The sequence below is a fragment of the Bacillus sp. EKM208B genome, assembly GCF_011800725.1.
Lineage (GTDB): Bacteria > Bacillota > Bacilli > Bacillales > Bacillaceae > Bacillus > Bacillus velezensis.
Map to the genome: position 1 here is coordinate 166,959 of NZ_JAANHO010000002.1, position 19,877 is coordinate 186,835.

Below are 19,877 nucleotides of genomic sequence, written 5' to 3' on the forward strand. Positions count from 1 at the left end.
GAAAAATGTCAATTATAACTCACCCAAAAAAGCGCCAAAAACCTCATTTCCTAATAATTTGCCCTCATGCGTTAATGCAACCGATTCTTCCGTGTCACAGATCAGGCCTTTTTCGGTTAAATCTTTGAGAACATCGGGAAACAGTTCGTCGACCGAGCGTCCGAATTTATCGAGAAAAGCTTGCTTTTGTACGCCGGACATTTTTCTGAGACCGAGGAACATTTCTTCTTCAATCTGCTCCTCACGTGTCACCTCGTGCGTGTCACGGTAAGGCAGCCCCTTTTCTTCGATGAGCTGCATGTAATGTTTCACAGGCCCGGCGTTGACGGTGCGCGTGCCGCTGATATATCCGTGAGCGCCAGCGCCAAAACCGAAATACTCTTCATTGCTCCAATACGTCAGATTATGCTGCGATTCGTATCCGGGCTTTGCAAAGTTACTGATCTCGTATTGACGGATGCCCGCTTCACTCATCTGCCTCATGACCGTTTCATACATCTCGGCCTCTTGTTCTTGCGCCGGGAGATGCAGGCGGCCTTTTTGCATTAAATTATAAAACACCGTTTTCGGCTCTACGATCAGCGAGTAAACGGAATAGTGCTCCGCATCAAGAGACAAAGCCGTTTTGACGGAATTGTCAAGATCGGCCAGCGTCTGACCCGGCAGGCCGAACATCAAATCGAGACTGATGTTGTCGAAGCCGAGAGCCCTCGCACGTTCAAAGGAAGTGAATACGTCCTTTTGTTTATGCACTCTGCCGATTTTTTGTAAAAGCTCATCTTCAAAGGTTTGAACACCGAAGCTCAGCCGGTTGACACCGGCATTTTTCATGATTTTTAATTTTTCCGGGGACAAATCATCCGGATTCGCTTCCGCGGCAAATTCTATGAGTCCGTCAGAAGGCTTCAGCACGCGGTGAATGGAATCCATCAATTTTTCCAGCTGGACGGGTGAGAGCGATGTCGGCGTGCCTCCCCCGATAAAAATCGTACGGAGATCAGGGCGTCCCGTCCGTTCTATTGTATTTATCATTTCCTTTTCGAGTGAGTTTAAGTACTCATCGACAGGCTGGCTCTGAATAAAATATTTATTGAAATCGCAATAGTGGCAGATATGCTCACAAAACGGGATATGAATATAAGCTGATTTCATTTTGAAACACCTTCTTCTTTACAGAAAGAAGCCGCAGTGCGGGACTGCGGCGGCTTCCGTTATTTTTTCGGGCTGTCATCCATTTTAAGAACGGCCATAAACGCTTCCTGCGGCACTTCTACTGAGCCGACCTGCTTCATCCGGCGTTTTCCTTCTTTTTGTTTTTCAAGAAGCTTCCGTTTCCGCGAGATGTCTCCTCCGTAACATTTTGCAAGGACGTTTTTCCGCATGGCCTTAATGGTCGAGCGGGCCACGATTTTCTGTCCGATCGCTGCTTGAATCGGTACTTCAAAGTGCTGGCGCGGAATAAGTTCTTTTAGTTTTTCCACAATTACTTTTCCGCGTTCGTACGCGTAATCGCGATGCACGATAAATGACAGCGCGTCGATTTTTTCTCCGTTCAGCATAATGTCCATCTTGACAAGTTTAGACGGTTTGTAGCCGATCAGTTCGTAATCAAAGGACGCGTAGCCTTTTGTGCTTGATTTCAGCTGATCAAAAAACTCATAGACGATTTCCGCTAATGGCATGTCATAGACAATGCTGACACGATTTGCGTCTAAATATTGCATGTCGATAAAATTGCCGCGTTTTCCTTGGCAAAGCTCCATCACCGCACCGACATAATCGTTCGGCACCATCATTGTCGCTTTTACATACGGCTCCTCGATTCTTTCGATCTTTTGCGGGTCAGGCATGTTGGACGGGTTGTCGACAACAACCTTTTCGCCGTCTGTCATATACACATCATAGATAACACTCGGTGCCGTTGTGATCAGGTCGATTTTAAACTCACGCTCAATCCGCTCCTGAATGATTTCCATGTGAAGCATACCTAAAAATCCGCAGCGGAAACCGAATCCGAGCGCTTGGGATGTCTCTGCTTCATATTGAAGCGATGAGTCATTCAGTTCAAGCTTCTCAAGAGCTTCCCTTAAATCGTTGTATTTGGCCGTATCGATCGGATACAAACCGCAATACACCATCGGGTTCAGCTTGCGATATCCAGGCAATGCTTCGGCAGCCTGATTGGCCGCGCTTGTTATCGTGTCACCGACGCGTGTGTCACCGACATTTTTGATCGCAGCAGTTAAAAAGCCGACATCGCCGACGGTCAGTTCATCTGTCGGAGTTGCTTTCGGCGTGAACACACCGACTTCTGTCACTTCAAACTCTTTTCCGGTTGCCATCATTTTAATTTTCTGGCCCGGTTTGACCGTTCCTTCTACGACTCTGATATACGCGACGACTCCGCGGTACGCGTCATAAAGCGAGTCAAAGATGAGCGCTTTCAGCGGAGCTTCCGGATCTCCCGCGGGAGCCGGCACTTTTTCTACGATCTGCTCTAAAATGTCTTCGATGCCGATGCCCGCTTTCGCTGAAGCGAGGACGGCGTCTGAAGCGTCAAGGCCGATAACGTCCTCAACCTCTTGACGCACACGTTCTGGCTCTGCGCTCGGAAGATCGATTTTATTAATGACAGGAAGAATCTCAAGATCATTATCAAGCGCCAGATAGACGTTCGCCAATGTCTGCGCTTCTATTCCCTGAGCCGCATCAACAACGAGAATCGCGCCTTCGCAGGCAGCCAGGCTTCGCGATACTTCATATGTAAAGTCGACGTGTCCGGGCGTGTCGATGAGATGGAATATATATTCTTCTCCGTCTTTTGCTTTGTATTTCAGCTGAACGGAATTTAATTTGATGGTAATTCCCCGTTCGCGTTCAAGGTCCATTGAATCAAGCAATTGTTCTTTCATTTCCCGCTGGGTGATCGCCGATGTTTTTTCTAAAATCCGATCCGCCAAGGTCGATTTGCCGTGGTCTATGTGGGCGATGATGGAGAAATTCCGGATTCTTGACTGCCTCTCTAAACGCTTTTCTTTATCTGTCACAATCTATCACTCCTACTATTAAACGCAAAATACACTAGTTTAGATTATATCAATAGGATTGTAAACATTCAATTAAAACAAGAAAGAGAAAAGCTTCCTTTAAGGAATCATCCGCTTTTCTCTTCATCAATGCTAACGGTTCAGTTTCGAAACCCACTCATACATCGCCTGCGCCGAGTCCGTCACGGTATTTGAAAGGGTTTCTCCGGCTTTTGAAAACAGGTTGAAGGTTTCCGCCTGTTCCAGCTGTTTTTGTTTTTCTTCCAGATCTTTCGCCGTAACGGTTTGTCCCAAAATGGAAGCTTCTTTTTCCTGTCCTTCTCCGCCGCCGAGCGTGAATGCTCCTTTTAAGGAGGGATCTTTGTATCCTTTCATATCAAGCATTCCGCTGTTTGCCTGCTGCATGCCGAACAAAACGCCGAAAAACATGACAATGGCGATCAGCAGGCATTTGCCGGTAAAACGGATCATTTGAATCACCTGATTTCTATTGTTTTTTCTTCTCTCCTGATTGCGAGCTGACCTTTTCTGCATCCCAGTACAGTTCGCTGAACACATCGGCCACGGCATCTGATGCGCGCCTCAGTTCTTCAAGATTGTTATCCACGCCCCCGAATTCCAGCAGAAGTGACCGATCGTTTAAATCTTGGTTGTATACTCCATTATCTCCCGGAGAGCCTTTTGATAAAACACCGACGCTTAAGCCGGGGTATTTTTTCTCCATCAGCTTATGAAGTTCACTTGCGAGTTTATAGTTTTCTTCAAAATTAGCGCTTTTTTTGCCGACGACGATGGCGACTCTGGCATAGCTTTTTCCTTTAATGTCGGCTGTCGTATTTTTCTTGCGGCGGGAATCCCGGTGAATGTCTATGGTATATTGCAGGTTTTTATTTTTGGCGAGCGCGCTTTTTACGACCGGCCTTGATTCGTCGTAGCTTCGCGCATAATTTAAGCCATCTTTGTTCAGGCGGGCCTGAATGTCGGTTTTATCTACGGTCGCTCCTACACCTTGCGCTTCAAGCGCTTTTCCGAACATATCTCCGACAAGCGTGACATTGGCCTTCGAATGGCGGGCGTTATCCGGATTTGTTTCCCCTTTTAACAGAGGGAGATAGGATTCGGTATTGTGAGTGTGATAAATAAAGACGACTTTTTTGCTGCCTGTTGAATGTTTCGGCGGCGCCGTTTCTTCTTTTTTCGTTTTGTTTTCGATTTCTGCCAGGTTCACTTCTTTTTCTTTTTCCATCACCTTTGACGGCGGCGGAGATTCAGCCGGCATATTCGTATAATCCGTCCCCTGCCCCGCCAGAAGGATCTCCGTATCGTATTGGGCAAATCCCGGCAGCTCACGTCCCAAGAAACTCCGCGGGTCTTCCATATTAATGCTTGTCGCCAGTTTTAAGGAAAGCCGGGACAGCTGAAAAGAGTCTTTTTCAGGAAGCTCTGAGGCGAAATAATGATTTTCCATGCCGAGGAGGTGTGCAAACGCGTCACCCGGAAGTTCTCCGGCAATTCCGTGAAGAGAATCCGAAGAAAGCCTCAGTTCAGGGCGAAGCGATGTGAGCACACCCGATAATACGAAAATAACGATAAGGCTTGTCATAAACAAAAACATGCCCTTGAGCGCATTTCCACCGTTTACTGCAACGACAATTTGACGGTTTCTGCGTTTTTTTCTCATGATTTGAATCCCTCCAGCGCTTGTCTAGTAATTACTCTATGAACAAGCTAGAGGAGGTAGAACCATTTTAATGATTATAAGAACCTTTGTTATCTTGTGACACTTTTTCATGAAGGGCGGTGTTTAACCCGTTTGCAAGTACATTCGCCATATCATCAATAAAGGTGTCAATCTCCTTCGGCGTGACCATCAGATTATGGCCGAGCGGAGAAAGCACTTCGTGAATCAGCTGGCGTTTTTCGTTTTCGTCCAGCGTGCCGACAATACCGAGAAAGGATTGGCGTTCTTTTTCTCCGGGAAGGTCTTCGTCTGTCAGCACCTTCTTTTTGCCGAAGTTCATTCCGGCGGGCACCAGAGATCTTGACGGGCTGTCATCTTTCATCTCTCTGCCGAAATGTTTTAAAATATAATCCACCGTATCGCTTGCGATCGTAACCGCATCAACGACAGTCGGTACCCCGATTGCGATGACGGGGATGCCGAGCGTCTCCTTGCTTAATTCTTTTCTCTTATTGCCGACGCCTGATCCCGGGTGAATGCCCGTATCAGAAAATTGGATGGTCGTGTTCACCCTTTCAACGGCTCTTGCCGCAAGAGCGTCTACCGCGATCACAAAATCCGGCTTTGATTCTTTGATCACACCTTGAATAATATCGCTCGTTTCAATTCCCGTTAATCCCATCACACCGGGAGCAAGCGCGCTGACCGGCCTGTACCCTTCCTGCACATTTTCCGGCTGAAGCCTGAACAAATGCCTTGTCACGAGAAGGTTTTCGGTCACGAGAGGGCCGAGCGCATCCGGCGTCACATTCCAGTTGCCCAGACCGACGATCAAACAGCTTGCATCCTTTGGAATCTTTAATGCCGACAGATAGGCGGAAAATTCCTCGGCAAACACTTCCGTTACTTTTTCCTGCATCTCAGAGTCGTGTTCCCGAACCCCTTGAGCCTCGATCGTGACATAGCGTCCCTGCTTTTTCCCCGATAGCTCGGCGCCTTCTTTGGTAATATCGACGGTTCTGACTTTAATGCCGCCCTTGTCGCGTTCTTTTTCAATAAACCCGTTTATTTCTTTTTTCTGACCGGCTTGTCCGTCTTTTACCGCCTGTTTCGTTTCTACCGCTAAATCCGTCCGTATCAGAAATTGATTGACATCCAGTTCGTTGTTTTTCACAGGGAAGACCTCCTTCAATCATCGTGGTACATAGTGTGGCCATTTACAAAACGAATCATGCGAATTTACCCATCAACGAAAAATACTTTACATTTATATTGCAATCTAAAGTTCTGTTTGATAGAATACAATTTGTTCTATTGTGAAGAAGATTTAACCTTAAGACACTGTGCTACAGGTTGTATCTTAGGAGGTGAAACACATGCCAAACATTAAATCAGCGATTAAACGTACAAAAACAAACAACGAACGCCGCGCTCATAACGCGACAATCAAATCTGCTATGCGTACTGCAATCAAACAAGTTGAAGCTTCTGTTGCTAACAACGAAGCGGATAAAGCGAAAACTGCTCTTTCTGAAGCAGCGAAACGCATTGATAAAGCAGTGAAAACAGGTCTTGTACACAAAAATGCCGCAGCTCGATACAAATCTAGACTTGCGAAACAAGTGAACGGACTTTCTGCATAATACAAAAACGATCCCTGTAACGGGGATCGTTTTTTTCATTCAGTCCGGAGAAGCTCAAGGAGAAAGAGCTCCAGCAAGAGCTGCTTGTCCTTTTTCCCCGTTTTCATTTCATAATCCATCACTGCGAGTCTTTCTATAATACGCCGCAGCTCTTCTTCAGAAAAAAGCCTCGCCTGATCCATCGCCAGCTTTACCCGGAAGGGGTGCACCTTTAAGTTGGAAGCGATTTGCTTTTGGCCGTATCCTTGTCCCGCAAAATACTTCGTCTGCATAATCAGACGGAATTGGTTGGCGATCAGCGCCATAATTTTGATCGGTTCTTCGTTTTGTTTTAAAAGATCATAAAATATTTGAAGACTTTCCGTCCGTTTTCGGTTCACGATTTTGTTGATCAGCTCAAAAATATTCTGCTCCAAACTTCTTGCGACGAGCTCCCGGACATCTTCAAGTGTGATCTCATGTCTGTTACCGGTGTAGGCGGAGAGTTTTTGTATTTCCTGATATATGGAAGACAGATGGCCGTTTGCAAGCAGAACCAAATGCTCGGCAGCTTCTGTATCGATCATTTTATTTTCGGATTTCGCCAGATTAATCGTAAAATCAGTCGTCTCCTTTGCATTCAGCTCCTTAGCTTCAATCATAAGGGCTTTTTGCTTCAGCGCTTTCGTCAGCTTTTTCCGTTCGTCCAGCTTCTCATACGGAGCCACAATCACAAAGACCGTGTAAGGTGCAGGCTCCTTCAGATAAGTCTCCAGAGCGGCTGTATTATGCTCTATTTTTTCTTTCTTTTTTTCCCCTGTTAAAAAAGACGGATTTTTTACGATGACCAGCCGCTTCTCTCCCATAAACGGAAACGTTTCCGCATCGGTTACGGCCTGGTCAAGCGGATCTTCTTCAAGATCAAAAACAGACAGGTTAAAATCCTTTGTCTCCTCATCAACGACAGCTTGTCTGATCCGGCTGACAGTTTCTTGGAGCAGATACGTTTCTTTTCCATATAAACAATAAACGGAGCGGACATCCCCTTTTTTCAGGGCTTTCCAAACATCAAATACCATGATCGTATGACTTCCTCTCTTTCTTGATCCCCTTCTATCCTAAATTGAGTTCGGCAAATAGTAAAGAGGAAGCTTTAAGGACAGCTTCCTCATTTATAATAAACGCCTGATTCACAAGCTCCCGGGTCTGCTTGTAAAAAGGCGATAATCACAAGAACAGAAAACGTTACCATCACTTCTAGATTTTTCAAAACAATTCCAGTATACTTAGGGAAGTCAGGAGGGATGAAATTGAATGATTTTGAAAAAAACGTTCAAAGCAAACGAAATGATGCTGTTGACTCAGCTGTCGGTTTTGTCGTGTCCTTCGGATTTTTCGCCTTTTTGTTCGTGATGGCAACAGCCATCCATCTTATCGGCTCTTAGCCGCATTCCGGGCTGCTGTCAATCGGCAGTCTTTTTTACTTCTTGCGCCCTGGTTTCTTCTATATCATATGGAGGGAAGACGGAAAACGTTCCGGCGCCTTTTTTAAATCTGTATTGAATCGTTCCGCTGATATCGGTGCGAAGCACATTGACAGAGTACGCCTTCAAACGATCCAGCACTTCTTCATGCGGATGATGGTATCGATTCTCTTTTCCTGCTGAAATCAGTGCCGCTTCCGGCTGAAGCTGTTTCAAAAAGGCTTCACTCGTTGAGCTTTTGCTGCCGTGATGACCCGCCTTCAATATATCAGCCTTCAGATTCGGATACGTTTTCAGCACTTCCGTTTCGCCGTCCGATTCTAAATCTCCCGTCAAAAGCCAGCTCACTCCGCTTAAAACCGTCCAAAGCACCAATGACGAATCATTTTTACTCCTTCCGTCAGACGACTCCGGAGACAGCACCTGAAACTGAAGATCACCGGCTGTAATGGTGTCGCCCCGCTTTGCTTCGGCAACGGGAATGTTGTTTTCTTTCGCCATATTTAATATGGTCTGATCTTTCGGTTCTTTTACGAATCCCACGGGGACAATTAACCGTTTGACTCTATGATTTTTGATTAACACTCCGGCTTCTCCGATGTGATCTTGATCCGCATGGGTTAAAATCAGTGCATCCAGCTTTTTCACCCCTTTTCCGTTTAAAAACGGAATCAAAACCTTCTCGCCGATAGAATACGGGTGGCGTTTTTCTTTCCATGATTCTCCAGTATAAGAAATCACTCCCCCTGTATCAACCATTACGGTCCCTTTGCGGTGCGGCGCGCTTATAAACAGTGAGTCTCCCTGCCCGATATCAAGCATATCCGCTTCTCCCCATGGACTGAAATACGGATGGCATATTAAATAAGCCAAAACCGCGCAGAAAAAAAGAGCCGTTTTCCTGAGTTTTAAAAAACCTCCCTTTTCCAAAGCCGCAAAAAGCGTAAAAACGGAAACCGCAAGCAGCAGAAGGGAAACAAAGTCAGGCTTTGACACAATCATAGTAAATAAATCAACGGATGCCGCATATGTAATGAAATCATGCACAGGCTTCATCACAAGGTCGAACATATCAAACAAACATTCTCCCATCTGCCTTGAAAGTAAAAGAAGAAGGAAACCGATGACAGAAACCGGAATGACAAATACCGTATAAAATGGCACCATCACCATATTCATCGGAAAACTGACAAGTGAAATTTGCTGAAAATGATAGAGAAGAAACGGAAGTGAGCTGAGCTCCGCAATGAATGAAGCCATCGCAAGCCCGGCAAGTCTGCTTTTCCCCGCTTTCTTTAAAATGGAGGATGACAGAATTAAAGAGGCGCTTACCGCAAAGGAAAGCTGGAAGCCCGCCTGCCAAAGGAAGTAAGGATTAAACAGCAGGAGCAGCAGATAAGACAGGGACAATGCAGCGGAGGAATGAATGCCGCGTTTAACAAGAGTTCCGGCGATATAAAATCCCAGCATGAGGGATGCGCGCAATACGGATGGGGCGGCACCGCTCAGCAGCGTATACACCGGCAAAAACAACAGCAGCAAAATTCCCGCTTTTTCTCTTGTCAGCCCGATTCTGATCAGAGCATAAAATAATCCCGCCGTAATAAGACCGACATGCATTCCGGAAATCGCCATTAAATGAACGACTCCCAAATTTTGATATGCACTCAGTATATCGTCCTCTATAGAAAATCTTTCACCTAAGGTCAGCGCTTCAACAATTCCGGCGGAAGATTCAGGCACGTGATTCCGAATGATCGAAATCAAATTTTTTCTGATGTTCAGCAGTTTAAACAGCGGCTGTTTGGATTTTTCACACTGCTGAATGGAAGTCACGGAAAATAACCAGTGAATCTGCTGAGAGTAAAGATATTCCTTATAATCAAAACCTCCGGGAACCGTCGCATGTGCAGGCTGCTCCAGAGAACCTGTAAACGTGCAGCGCATCCCCGGTTCAAGCTGTTCAATGAGTCTCTTTTCCTCAAGAGACCGGATTTTGTACGAAGCCGTCCATTTTTCCTTGTCATGTGTACGGATAACGGCTGACATTTTCGCTCCGTCAACCTTCGGAATGTTAGTGATGACGGCCTGTTCAGTATAACTGCCGGCCTGATACCGCGTTACATTCGCAGCGTCACAAACCGTATAAAGAAAGAAATAAAGACAAAAAGAAACGAGGCAGACAATAACCGGAGCATGCTGCTTTGTTTTTACAATAATAAAGAGAAGATACAGAAGAAAAAGGAGCAGAACCCAGAAGACATGAGCGGCGGCAATTCCCGCAGTTGCAGAAACCGCCGCCAGAGGCAGAAGAAGGTATTTATATTTCATTTATACGTAACTGGTAAACAGCTCATTGGCCTGTTCATGAATTTTTTTCAGTTCATCTGCCTTAACCCCCGCATCAGATAATTGCTGAATCAGACCTGCTACAAAAGACAATTTTTCGCGGTTTTTCAGATCGATGATCATTTCATCAAGTTCGACCTGCTCCACCTTGACTCCGGCTTGGCTGAACAGCTCTTTTGCATAAGGCTGTGTTTTGTAATCTTCGGCATAATAAACCGTTTTGATACCTGCCTGAATAATTGATTTACAGCATTGAATACAAGGATAATGCGTCACATAAATTTCGGCACCCTCCGTCGGAACACCGAACTTAGAACATTGCAGAATCGCATTCATCTCTGCATGTATGGTCCGCTGGCAATGATTATCTATTAAAAGGCATCCTTCATCAGCGCAATGGACGCCTCCGGCAATTGAGCCGTTGTATCCGCCGGCGATCATCCGCTTGTCTCTGACTACGGTTGCCCCGACTGACAGTCTCGGACATGTGCTTCTCAGCGCCAGCAAATGGCTTTGCGCCATAAAATATTGATTCCATGAGATTCGTTCCACAAGTGTTCCCTCCAAAAAGTCTTGTTGCTTTTCTAAGTTTACATAGATTTAAGCAAAACCGTCAATTCACTTTACCGTAATGGAAGTTTTTATCCGCTCAAATGACTTTTCTCCAAAGCCTGATACATTCATCAAATCTTCAGCAGTCTGAAACCGTCCGTTTTCTTCTCGGTAGGCGATAATCGCTTCCGCTTTTTTCTGCCCCACCCCGGAAACCGCCTGAAGTTCGTCCAGAGATGCCGTATTGATATTGACAGCTGCATTCTCCTTTTCACCCGCTGTTGTTTTCGGGCGATTCTCCTCTTCGCCTTCACTCGGAATATAAACAATCGTCCCGTCCTGCAGCTGCTCTGCTAAATTAACATTCAATTCATCCGCCTTTTTCTTCAGGCCGCCGGCTTTTTCAATGGCTTGCGTCACTCTGTCTCCCGCTTCCATTTCATACACGCCGGGATTTCGGACCGCGCCTTTCACATCAATCATAATCTTATCGTCTGCGGTGTCTTTTTTGTCCGCGACGGATGCTGAGGCTGTTTGGCCGAGCACGGACTGCTGTTTGACCGGCTCTTCCTTTTCAGAACGAAACAGCCAAATACAGATAAAAACCGCTCCTGCAGCAAGACAAGCGCCCAGAATTTTCAGGTTCCGCCGCAGCCGCTCCGTCATCATCGCTTTCGTCATATTGCATTGCCTCCCCGCATAAGGTTTAGAGGATTAAGAGAAAAAGGAGGGGAATTCATTGAAAATAGGCTTTATCGGCACCGGAAACATGGGAACGATCCTGATTGAATCGTTTATCGAATCAAACGCTGCCGATCCCTCACATATCACCATCACAAACAGAACAATCGAAAAAGCATTAAAACTAAAAGAACGTTTCAGCGGCATCCATGTCACCGAGGATCAGGAAAAGCTCGTACAGGAAAATGAAATAATATTCATTTGTGTAAAACCGCTGGATATATATCCTTTGCTGAAGAAACTCACACCGCATTTACGGAAAGATCACATTTTAATCTCCATTACCAGTCCCGTTCAGACGGATCAGATTGAACATACGGTTCCGTGTCAGACGGTCCGCGTCATTCCGAGCATTACGAACCGCGCCTTGGCCGGCGTCTCGCTTGTTACGTTCGGCAAAAGCTGCAGCGAGTCTGCAAAAGCGGATATTCAAACGCTGTTCACTCATATCTCAAAACCTGTAGAAATCAGCAGCGGCATTACAAGAGCGGCGTCAGACATTGTCAGCTGCGGGCCCGCTTTTATGAGTTATCTCGTTCAGCGCTTTATTGACGCGGCAGTGGAAGAAACGGACATCACCAAAGAAGAAGCAGTAATTATGTCGACGGAAATGCTTGTCGGTCTCGGAAAGCTTCTTGAAACAGGGCGTTACACGCTTCCCGCCTTGCAGGAAAAAGTATGCGTAAAAGGCGGCGTCACCGGGGAAGGGCTGAAGGCTCTCGAAAGCGGTGTTCAGGATATGTTCAACCGTGTCTTTCAGCGTACACATGACAAATACGATGAAGATATATCGTTAGTGAAGAAGCAATTTCACGTGTAACTGAGTATGCCATAAAGTGCTTTATCGCGCCAATCGCAAAAAATGCATTTTAAAAACCATCGTTCCGTTTAAACGATGGTTTTTGGTTTGCCTGCCGTGAAGAAAAGACGTTCAGACTCTGTTGAAGGAGGCCGGTCTGTAAAATCAGCCGTCACCTTCTTCAGTTCAAATCCGGTCTCTGCAAGCATTTGTTCATATTCTTCAATGTAAAATGTTTTTTGCTCATGCGTCTCGTCGTAGCGGTCATAAGATTGTCCGTTCCATACGAAAAAGGACATATCATGGATGACAGAAAGCTCTTCATCGCCGGCAAAGCTTTGCCAGATATAGCTGATCTGCTCATCCTGATCCGCATGGGTGCTGTCCGGAAAAAGCTCCTTCATTTTAAATGGGGAATGGACGTCAAACAGAAGCAGGCCGCCCTCCTTCAAAACTTGAAAAACACTTTTGAAGGTGCTTAAGACATCATTTTTCGTTTTTAAGTAATTTAGGGAATCACAGCAGATGACTACAGCATCAAACTGTTCTTCAAAACCGGAAAGCTCTCTCATATCCTGCTGGAGAAAAAGAATCGGCTTTCCCGTTTTTTTCTGCTGGGCACAGCTCAGCATATCTTCACTCAAATCAATCCCCGTGACTTCGCAGCCTTTTTCAGCAAGCCTGATGGATATTTCTCCGGTTCCGCAGGCAAGATCAAGCACCCTTCCCTTTTCCGGAAGAGACGCTTCGATCCAGCCCGCCCATTCATCATACGGCGCATGTGACATTAACTCGTCATATACGCCGGCGAAGCCTTGGTAAATCATGAGTTCAAGCCGAGCTCAAGCTCTGCGAGCGGCGCGTCGCCCCATAGCTTTTCAAGATTGTAGTAGCTTCTTTCATCTTTATGGAAAACGTGGACAATGACGTCGCCGAGATCAACTAAAATCCAGCGGGCCTCATCAAACCCTTCCATCTTTTTGACATCAATGCCGTTTTCTTCTGCCTGATCTTTAATTTCACGCGCAATTGCCTGAACCTGCTTATCAGAATTCCCGTGGCAGATTAAAAAGTAATCCGCTATAAGTGAGATTCCTTCCATGTCCAGCGCTAAAATATCTTCTGCACGTTTATCGTCGCATGCTTTTGCCGCGATTTTTAATACGGAAGCTTGATTCATTCTTCAAATTCCTCCTGTCAATTTTGAGACACCAGCCAGTTATAGGTTGCAAACGTCTCCGGAAAGACCGGCTGGTTTTTTTTCATCAGAAATATCATTGTATTTTTCATTGCTTGTATGAGCGCTTCGTTCAGATCCGTTTCCGCCAGACGGCGCACCTCTTCCACTCCGGGAAAATGGCGGCCGGGTTCAATGTAATCCGCAACGTAAATGACTTTGTCTAAAAGGGTCATTCCGGGGCGCCCTGACGTGTGATAGCGGATTGCATCCAAGATCTCAGGATCAGTGATCCCCGCTTCTTTCTCAACCAGATACGCTCCCACAGGGGCATGCCACAGCTCGGCATTGTAATCCAAGAGCTCAGCCGGCATTTTTTCCCGCACGATGATCTGCTTCATTTCTTCTTTCGGCCGGAATTTCGCATAATCATGAAAAATAGCCGCCATTTCCGCTTTTTTCGGGTCTGCTCCGAACCGGCCTGCGAGAATAACCGCCGTATCTGTCACGCCGATTGTGTGGATGTAGCGATGCTCGGTCAGCTGCTCTTTGACGCAGGCAAGTGCTTCCTCACGATTCATATAAATCATTCTCCTCTATATACTGCCTCACTTTATCCGGCATTAAGTATTGCGTCGGCTTTTTTGCTTTGAGACGTTCTCTCAGCATCGTTGACGAAACGTCAAATTCCGGAACGTCGGCAAAAAGCAGCGGGTACGGGGTCTCAATATGATACCCCGGGCGCCGCACTCCGATAAATTGAATGAGCGTGAGCAGTTCGTCCAGTTTGTACCATTTCGGCAGATATTCAATCATATCCGCCCCGATAATAAAGAAAAGCTTGTCGTTCGGGTGCCGCTCCTTCAGTAAACGGACGGTATCATAGGTATAAGAAGGGCCTTTCCGGTCCATTTCCGCAAGCTCAAGCTTAAAGCCGGAATTGGAGCTGATGGCAAGCTTCAGCATCTCCACCCGGTGCCGGCTGTCTGTAAAGTCTTCATTCTGCTTATGCGGAGGGATTTTATTGGGCATAAACCAAATCTCATCGAGCTCCGCCTGATGAAGGACTTCATTAGCCATCAGAAGATGTCCGTTGTGCGGAGGGTCAAATGTGCCCCCGAATATTCCGATTTTCTTCATGTCAACCACCTTACGGAAGCTCGATTTGTTTATTTTCCTTTGATTCCTTATACAATACGATCGTATTTCCGATCGTCTGCACCAATTGTGAGCGGCTGCCTTTCACAAGGGCTTCTGCGACATCGTTTTTATCGTCTTCGCAGTTTTGAAGCACGCTGACTTTAATCAGCTCTCTTGCTTCTAAAGCCTCGGCAATCTGTTTTACCATGTTTTCGTTGACTCCGCCTTTTCCCACTTGAAAAATAGGCGTTAAGTGATGCGCTTTTGAACGCAAAAACCGTTTTTGTTTTCCTGTTAACATTGTGTTCCTCCTAGTTTTCCTTCAACAATCGCTCTCATTAAGCCGCTGTCAGGCTCTTGTTCCGTCCACAGCTTGAAAGACAGTGCGGCCTGTTCCACAAACATGCCGACACCGTCAAGGGTTGTTAAACCTCTTTTTTCAGCTTCTTTTAAGAACGCCGTTTGAATCGGGTTGTATACGATATCACAAACGATGGCGCCCGTTTTGGCCCATTCCAATGAGAGCGGCACGGCATCCGTTTTCGGATACATGCCGACAGATGTTGTATGAATAATGACGTCATATTGTTCAAGCTGATTTTCAGCTTCTTTTATAGTAAGGGCGCGTTTCTGCTGAAAAGAGGGAGCAGCCGCAATCAGACTTTCTGCTTTTTCCGGCGTGCGGTTGCAAACGTCAAATTGTTTCGGCTCTCTGCGGACGATCGTCGTAAAAATCGCTCTTGCCGCTCCTCCCGCCCCAATCATGAGGATGGAGAGTTCTGATATCGGTTTGTCCAATACTTTGACTAAGGATTTATAAAACCCATCTCCGTCAGTATTATACCCGATGAGCCTGTCTCCCTCTCTTTTGACGGTATTTACGGCCCCGAGTACTTTCGCGCTTTCATGTATTTCATCCAGATGCTCCATGATCGCGACTTTATGCGGGACTGTGACGTTCACTCCGCAGATGCCAAGCGCCTTAATTCCGTTAACGGCGTCCTTGAGATGATGAGGTTCCACCTGAAACGCAAAATACTGCCCGTTGATGTTTTTATCTTGCAAAGCCGCGTTATGAATATCGGGTGACATTGAATGCCCGATCGGATTTCCGATTACTCCGTACAATTGTTTCATGCTCCCTCTCCCCTTCTCTCTATATTAATGAACGGCGGACAAATACGTGTACGCCTTTCGGAGCGTATGCCGTTATTTTTTTATCTGCTTGCTGCACCGTGACCCAGCCGAGACCGGAAAAAACGATATCCGTCTTTCCTTCTTTAATCGTAAACGTGTGGGGCGTAAGCTCCGGAAATTCATCCAAATGATCTTTTCCGGGCGGGGTAAGCAGTTCTCCCGCATGCTTTTCGTATAAGGCATCAGCATTTTCAAGCTTTGTTCTGTGAATCATCAATTCATTCGGCATATAGCAGACAAACGCCGTTTTATCGCCTGATACATAGTCAAACCGGGCAAGCCCGCCGAAATAAAGCGTTTGTTTTTCATTCAGCTGAAAAGTGCGCGGCTTCAGTTCTTTTTTCGGTGTCAGCACCTTTAAGTCACGCTTGTCCACGTAATGCGCCATCTGGTGATGGTTAATGATTCCCGGCGTATCATAAAGCGCAGATCCGTCATCGAGCGGGATTTCAATCGCGTCAAGCGTCGTGCCCGGAAATTGAGAGGTGGTAATAATATTCTCTTCCCCTGAGACCTCTTTAATAATCCGGTTGATAAATGTGGATTTGCCGACATTGGTACAGCCCACCACATACACATCGCGGCCTTCGCGGTAATGTTCAATGGCGTCAATGACTTCCTTCATCCCTTGTCCGCGGGAAGCGCTGATTAAAAAGACATCAAGGGGTTTTAAGCCGTATTCTTTCGCTTCGCGTTTCATCCATTGAACGAGGCGTTCCCGTTTTACGGATTTCGGAAGGATATCGGCCTTATTACCGACAAGAATAATCGGATTACCGCCGACAAAGCGGTTCAGCCCGTTTATCCAGCTTCCGTTAAAATCAAAAATATCAACGACTTTGACAATTAGAGAGTCAGTATCGCCGATTGTGTGCAAGATATTTAAAAAGTCATCATCCGTTAATGAAACATCTTGAATTTCATTGTAATTTTTCAGTCTGAAACAGCGCTGGCAGATGACATTCTCTTTCGTGAGCGATGCCTTTGGCGCGTATCCGAGACCTTGTTTATCCTCGGTCTGGATCGCTACTCCGCAGCCGATGCAAACAACCTTTTCCATTTCTAATCCTCCCACTGAATATGGCCTTTACGTTTCAAAGAACTCAATATTCTCCGTTCAATCCGGCGGTTAAAGCGCGTCATGACTCCGTCAGAGGAAGCGACAGGCACGACGAGGATCGTATGATACCCGTTTCTGTTTCCGCCGAGAACATCAGTAAGCAGCTGATCGCCGATGACCACACAGTCTTCTTTTTTCAGATCCATGCTGCTGACGGCTCTTTTAAAGGCGCGTCCCATCGGTTTTCTTGCCTTATAAATAAACGGTATGCCAAGCGGCTCCGAGAATAATTTCACTCTTCGTTCATTATTATTGGAGACGATCGTGACTTTAATGCCGTGCTCCTTCATTTCTTCAAACCACTCGATCAATCGAGGTGTCGCACTCGGTCTGTCCCACTCCACAAGCGTGTTGTCAAGGTCTGTAATAATCCCTTTCACATTGCGTTCTTTGAGCTTTTCCGGTGTGATATGAAATATATTTTTCACAAATTCGTCAGGTAAAAAAAACTTTTTTAACAAAACCCGCACCCTTCCTTTTCTTTCTATCATCTATATGTCGAAACCTGTCAGATTTAAAAACAAAGTCGGACTCAGTAAAAAAATTTCGACAAAAATTGGGTTTCTTCACCAGTTGTGGATAAAATTACACACATTATCCACTCTTATTACATCCGGATTTATCCAGATTATAAACAAGATACTAACAAGTTATCCACTTACGAGTGTGGATAACAGAACGATTGTTCTTATTTGTATTTCATGGTAGATTAAAGATAACCTCACCATGATTGAAACGCAACCTTCCATCATATGCTTGCGTCTGATGATTGATTACAATTGTAAGGAGGTGCCACTCCCATTAATTGGGTCCCCGGCATGAGAAAGCTTTCTGATGAATTACTAATAGAATCTTATTTCAAAGCCACTGAAATGAATTTGAGCCGTGAATTTATCGAGTTAATTGAAAACGAAATCAAAAGAAGATCGCTCGGACACATTATTTCCGTTTCTTCTTAAACAGAAAAAAATTCCCGGGCGAATTTCCTTTTTTTACTCAGATGACTGATATTATATCACTTCGGTTATGCGCATTACTACCACTTTCAACAAAAAACACCCCTAAAATAGAGGTGTTTAAGAGGATGGCTGCTATATATTGAACCAATACAGACCGCCCAGGACGAGAATGACGACGAGCAGCACAACAAAAAATGCGTACCAGTACCCCGCATTCACCCGAGGAGGCGGGCATACAGGATATTGCAGAGGGAAACCGCGGTTCATAGCAATCGCCTCCAAAAAGATGTTTTTTCTACAGCCTATGAAGCAGAAGCAAAACGGTTTAGGCAGCTGACGGCGTCAGCGTTCCAAAACCCGCCCATTTTTTATGCCTTCAATTAAGATTCTGGCGCCTTTTGGCGTCATATGATTTCCGGAGGGATCTATCAGTCCGGATTGGATCAGCGCCCGGTCTGTATCTTTGCCGCCGTCCGCGCGTATAAAGTGTTTCCAGTTATCCACCAGCGGCACTTTCAACTCAGCTGCAACCTGCCTCGTAACGCCGTTATAGGAATTATGCCATTTTCTCGCGCCGCCTTTTTCTTTAAAGGCTGAGGCTTTATATCTCGAATAGTAATAGAGATGATGCGTTCCGTTTCCTTCTATAACCGGGATGCACGTCATTAAAATCGGCTTTATGCCGTGATTTCTGCTTTCGTTTATGAAATAAGTCAGGTTTTCTTTAAACCGTTTCTTTGATACCCGCGGCTGATCGCCCGTCAAAATGCCCGCATCATTTGTTCCGAACATGATAAATAAATATTGGGGCTTACGGTCCAGCACGTCGCTTTGAAAGCGCAGGCGCGCATCCTCAGTCGTCTGGCCGCCTATTCCCGCATTTATAACCGTAAGACGGCCGCGTTCCGCTGTTTTTAACATGTTTACCCACTGCTGCGCCTTCGGATAATCACGATAATCCCAGTTGGAACCGCGCGTATTGCTGTCGCCGAACGCGACAACACTTTTCTCTTTGCCCGCAGCGCATCCTGATAACAGACAGATTATCGTAATAAAAAGAACAGCAAACTTCATTTTCTCTCCCCCCAAACCTTACCTCCTATGGTACACATCTCTTTGGCGGCTTTCAACGCGGCGCTCTCTTTACTGGATATGAAAAGGGCCCGAATCCTGTCCGATCAAATCCGAAACCTTAACAAACGTGTAGCCCTGCTTTTTCAGCTTGGGAATGATTTCTTTCAAAGCCTCAACCGTCTGGCGCCGGTTTCCTCCGCCGTCATGCAGAAGAACGATATCTCCATCTCTGGCATGAGAAACAACGTGCCTGACGATTTTTCCTTTCCCGGGCCTTTTCCAGTCCCTCGGATCTTGGTTCCATGACCACATGATGATATGATAGCCCTCTTTTAAGATGCTTTTGAAAGCCGTATGATTCAGCGACCCTCCCGGCGGGCGGAATAACTTGTCCCCTTCCGGCTGCAGCGATGTGATATGATGCGCTGAGCTGTGAAGCTCTTGTAAAATGTCTTTGCGTTTCAGACGGTGAAAATAAACATGGTTCATCGTATGGTTGCCGATTTCATGCCCTTCTTCAACGATGCGTTTTGCCGTTATGGGGTATTTGTCTATACGGCTCCCGACACAAAAAAAGGTTGCTTTCACATTGTGCTGTTTCAGCACGTCTAACACTGCCTCCGTATAGACAGGATGGGGGCCGTCATCGAAGGTTAAAGATAGTTTCTTTTTTTCAGACCTTATATCCCAGTACACGTTTCCCGTCTTCTCCATGTCACTTCTTTTTAAAGATTTCGCATCGGCGGACACGGCAGTGAGACTCGTGAGGACGCATATCATGATGATCAGATGAAAGCATCTCAACGTTTACACCTCCAGTAAACACTACTGTTAACGTGTCCCCTTTTATAAAAAATCATTCTCTGCATCAAATGATGCACATCACCCGCTTCCCGCTTGTTTTTGTCCAAATCCGGGTGCAGCCGTTTCTCATC

Annotated in this window: 23 protein-coding genes and 2 pseudogenes; 4 read left to right on the forward strand and 21 right to left on the reverse strand. The window is 46.0% G+C overall.

From position 1 onward, the window contains the following. Positions 1 to 12: 12 nt before the first annotated feature. The 5 genes from hemW to gpr all read right to left on the reverse strand — a co-directional run bounded on the left by hemW (position 13) and on the right by gpr (position 5,902). Positions 13 to 1,152, reverse strand: a complete 1,140-nt coding sequence (gene hemW / locus G9F75_RS03600) for a radical SAM family heme chaperone HemW (RefSeq protein ID WP_012118022.1) — start codon at positions 1,150 to 1,152, stop codon at positions 13 to 15. A 59-nt stretch (positions 1,153 to 1,211) separates the two neighbouring features. Then, positions 1,212 to 3,047 (reverse strand): translation elongation factor 4, encoded by a 1,836-nt coding sequence (lepA, locus tag G9F75_RS03605; protein ID WP_014418416.1) that lies wholly within the window; start codon positions 3,045 to 3,047, stop codon positions 1,212 to 1,214. 132 nt (positions 3,048 to 3,179) lie between these two features. Further along, complete coding sequence (locus G9F75_RS03610) at positions 3,180 to 3,518, reverse strand: YqxA family protein (RefSeq protein WP_007408270.1); 339 nt, start codon at positions 3,516 to 3,518, stop codon at positions 3,180 to 3,182. A gap of 16 nt (positions 3,519 to 3,534) precedes the next feature. Then, positions 3,535 to 4,728, reverse strand: a complete 1,194-nt coding sequence (gene spoIIP, locus G9F75_RS03615) for a stage II sporulation protein P (protein WP_007612673.1) — start codon at positions 4,726 to 4,728, stop codon at positions 3,535 to 3,537. 67 nt (positions 4,729 to 4,795) lie between these two features. Continuing rightward, on the reverse strand, positions 4,796 to 5,902 hold the full coding sequence (gene gpr / locus G9F75_RS03620) for a GPR endopeptidase (RefSeq protein ID WP_014418417.1): 1,107 nt from the start codon (positions 5,900 to 5,902) through the stop codon (positions 4,796 to 4,798). Between the two features lie 202 nt (positions 5,903 to 6,104). Between gpr and rpsT the strand changes: the two genes are divergently transcribed. Continuing rightward, entirely contained in the window at positions 6,105 to 6,371 is a 267-nt protein-coding gene (gene rpsT / locus G9F75_RS03625) for a 30S ribosomal protein S20 (protein ID WP_003152876.1), read from the forward strand. Here rpsT and holA read toward each other — a convergent pair. After that, a pseudogene (gene holA, locus G9F75_RS03630) lies at positions 6,334 to 7,429 on the reverse strand (DNA polymerase III subunit delta). The gene rpsT and the pseudogene holA overlap by 38 nt on opposite strands. A gap of 39 nt (positions 7,430 to 7,468) precedes the next feature. Beyond that, positions 7,469 to 7,620 (reverse strand): annotated as a pseudogene (locus tag G9F75_RS03635) (hypothetical protein). Between the two features lie 40 nt (positions 7,621 to 7,660). Between G9F75_RS03635 and G9F75_RS03640 the strand changes: the two are divergent. Then, on the forward strand, positions 7,661 to 7,795 hold the full coding sequence (locus G9F75_RS03640; RefSeq protein ID WP_003152870.1) for a YqzM family protein: 135 nt from the start codon (positions 7,661 to 7,663) through the stop codon (positions 7,793 to 7,795). Between the two features lie 18 nt (positions 7,796 to 7,813). Here the strand turns inward: G9F75_RS03640 and G9F75_RS03645 are convergent, their stop codons facing one another. The 3 genes from G9F75_RS03645 to G9F75_RS03655 form a co-directional block, all read right to left on the reverse strand. Beyond that, a complete protein-coding gene (locus G9F75_RS03645; RefSeq protein WP_110124266.1) occupies positions 7,814 to 10,165 on the reverse strand; it encodes a DNA internalization-related competence protein ComEC/Rec2 in 2,352 nt (783 codons plus the stop codon). Further along, the gene (locus G9F75_RS03650; RefSeq protein ID WP_003152868.1) at positions 10,166 to 10,735 is read right to left on the reverse strand and encodes a ComE operon protein 2; all 570 of its coding nucleotides are present in this window, start codon (positions 10,733 to 10,735) and stop codon (positions 10,166 to 10,168) included. A gap of 66 nt (positions 10,736 to 10,801) precedes the next feature. Next, a complete protein-coding gene (locus G9F75_RS03655; protein WP_014418419.1) occupies positions 10,802 to 11,416 on the reverse strand; it encodes a helix-hairpin-helix domain-containing protein in 615 nt (204 codons plus the stop codon). A gap of 58 nt (positions 11,417 to 11,474) precedes the next feature. Between G9F75_RS03655 and comER the strand changes: the two genes are divergently transcribed. Next, entirely contained in the window at positions 11,475 to 12,296 is an 822-nt protein-coding gene (comER, locus tag G9F75_RS03660; protein WP_014418420.1) for a late competence protein ComER, read from the forward strand. Positions 12,297 to 12,364: 68 nt separating this feature from the next. On the opposite strand, the gene G9F75_RS03665 is transcribed toward comER, so the two are convergent. Genes G9F75_RS03665 through G9F75_RS03700 form a run of 8 tightly spaced genes read right to left on the reverse strand, consistent with a single transcriptional unit; the run spans position 12,365 to position 17,370 of the window. After that, entirely contained in the window at positions 12,365 to 13,102 is a 738-nt protein-coding gene (locus tag G9F75_RS03665) for a class I SAM-dependent DNA methyltransferase (protein WP_167408922.1), read from the reverse strand. Continuing rightward, complete coding sequence (gene rsfS, locus G9F75_RS03670) at positions 13,099 to 13,455, reverse strand: ribosome silencing factor (RefSeq protein ID WP_007408260.1); 357 nt, start codon at positions 13,453 to 13,455, stop codon at positions 13,099 to 13,101. Before rsfS ends, G9F75_RS03665 begins: the two co-directional genes overlap by 4 nt. Positions 13,456 to 13,472: 17 nt before the next feature. Beyond that, positions 13,473 to 14,033, reverse strand: a complete 561-nt coding sequence (yqeK, locus tag G9F75_RS03675; protein ID WP_095272450.1) for a bis(5'-nucleosyl)-tetraphosphatase (symmetrical) YqeK — start codon at positions 14,031 to 14,033, stop codon at positions 13,473 to 13,475. Then, a complete protein-coding gene (locus G9F75_RS03680; protein WP_007408258.1) occupies positions 14,023 to 14,592 on the reverse strand; it encodes a nicotinate-nucleotide adenylyltransferase in 570 nt (189 codons plus the stop codon). Before G9F75_RS03680 ends, yqeK begins: the two co-directional genes overlap by 11 nt. 10 nt (positions 14,593 to 14,602) lie before the next feature. After that, positions 14,603 to 14,893, reverse strand: a complete 291-nt coding sequence (gene yhbY, locus G9F75_RS03685; protein ID WP_003152858.1) for a ribosome assembly RNA-binding protein YhbY — start codon at positions 14,891 to 14,893, stop codon at positions 14,603 to 14,605. Next, positions 14,887 to 15,729: a shikimate dehydrogenase gene (gene aroE, locus G9F75_RS03690; protein WP_094296047.1), complete on the reverse strand. Its 843-nt coding sequence runs from the start codon at positions 15,727 to 15,729 to the stop codon at positions 14,887 to 14,889. The genes yhbY and aroE overlap by 7 nt, the downstream gene beginning before the upstream one ends. Positions 15,730 to 15,748: 19 nt before the next feature. After that, positions 15,749 to 16,849: a ribosome biogenesis GTPase YqeH gene (gene yqeH / locus G9F75_RS03695; protein ID WP_014418423.1), complete on the reverse strand. Its 1,101-nt coding sequence runs from the start codon at positions 16,847 to 16,849 to the stop codon at positions 15,749 to 15,751. Between the two features lie 2 nt (positions 16,850 to 16,851). Beyond that, positions 16,852 to 17,370 carry a YqeG family HAD IIIA-type phosphatase gene (locus tag G9F75_RS03700; protein ID WP_007408254.1) on the reverse strand — a complete coding sequence of 173 codons (519 nt, stop codon included), beginning with the start codon at positions 17,368 to 17,370 and terminating at the stop codon, positions 16,852 to 16,854. A gap of 357 nt (positions 17,371 to 17,727) precedes the next feature. On the opposite strand from G9F75_RS03700, the gene sda reads away from it, so the two are divergent. Beyond that, positions 17,728 to 17,868, forward strand: coding sequence for a sporulation histidine kinase inhibitor Sda (gene sda, locus G9F75_RS03705; protein WP_014418425.1), 141 nt, complete (start codon positions 17,728 to 17,730; stop codon positions 17,866 to 17,868). 132 nt (positions 17,869 to 18,000) lie between these two features. Here the strand turns inward: sda and G9F75_RS20025 are convergent, their stop codons facing one another. The 3 genes from G9F75_RS20025 to G9F75_RS03715 form a co-directional block, all read right to left on the reverse strand. Further along, on the reverse strand, positions 18,001 to 18,135 hold the full coding sequence (locus G9F75_RS20025) for a hypothetical protein (protein ID WP_014721534.1): 135 nt from the start codon (positions 18,133 to 18,135) through the stop codon (positions 18,001 to 18,003). A 75-nt stretch (positions 18,136 to 18,210) separates the two neighbouring features. Then, positions 18,211 to 18,942, reverse strand: coding sequence for an SGNH/GDSL hydrolase family protein (locus tag G9F75_RS03710; RefSeq protein WP_022552932.1), 732 nt, complete (start codon positions 18,940 to 18,942; stop codon positions 18,211 to 18,213). Positions 18,943 to 19,011: 69 nt separating this feature from the next. Further along, a complete protein-coding gene (locus G9F75_RS03715; RefSeq protein WP_007612700.1) occupies positions 19,012 to 19,746 on the reverse strand; it encodes a polysaccharide deacetylase family protein in 735 nt (244 codons plus the stop codon). Positions 19,747 to 19,877: the final 131 nt, after the last annotated feature.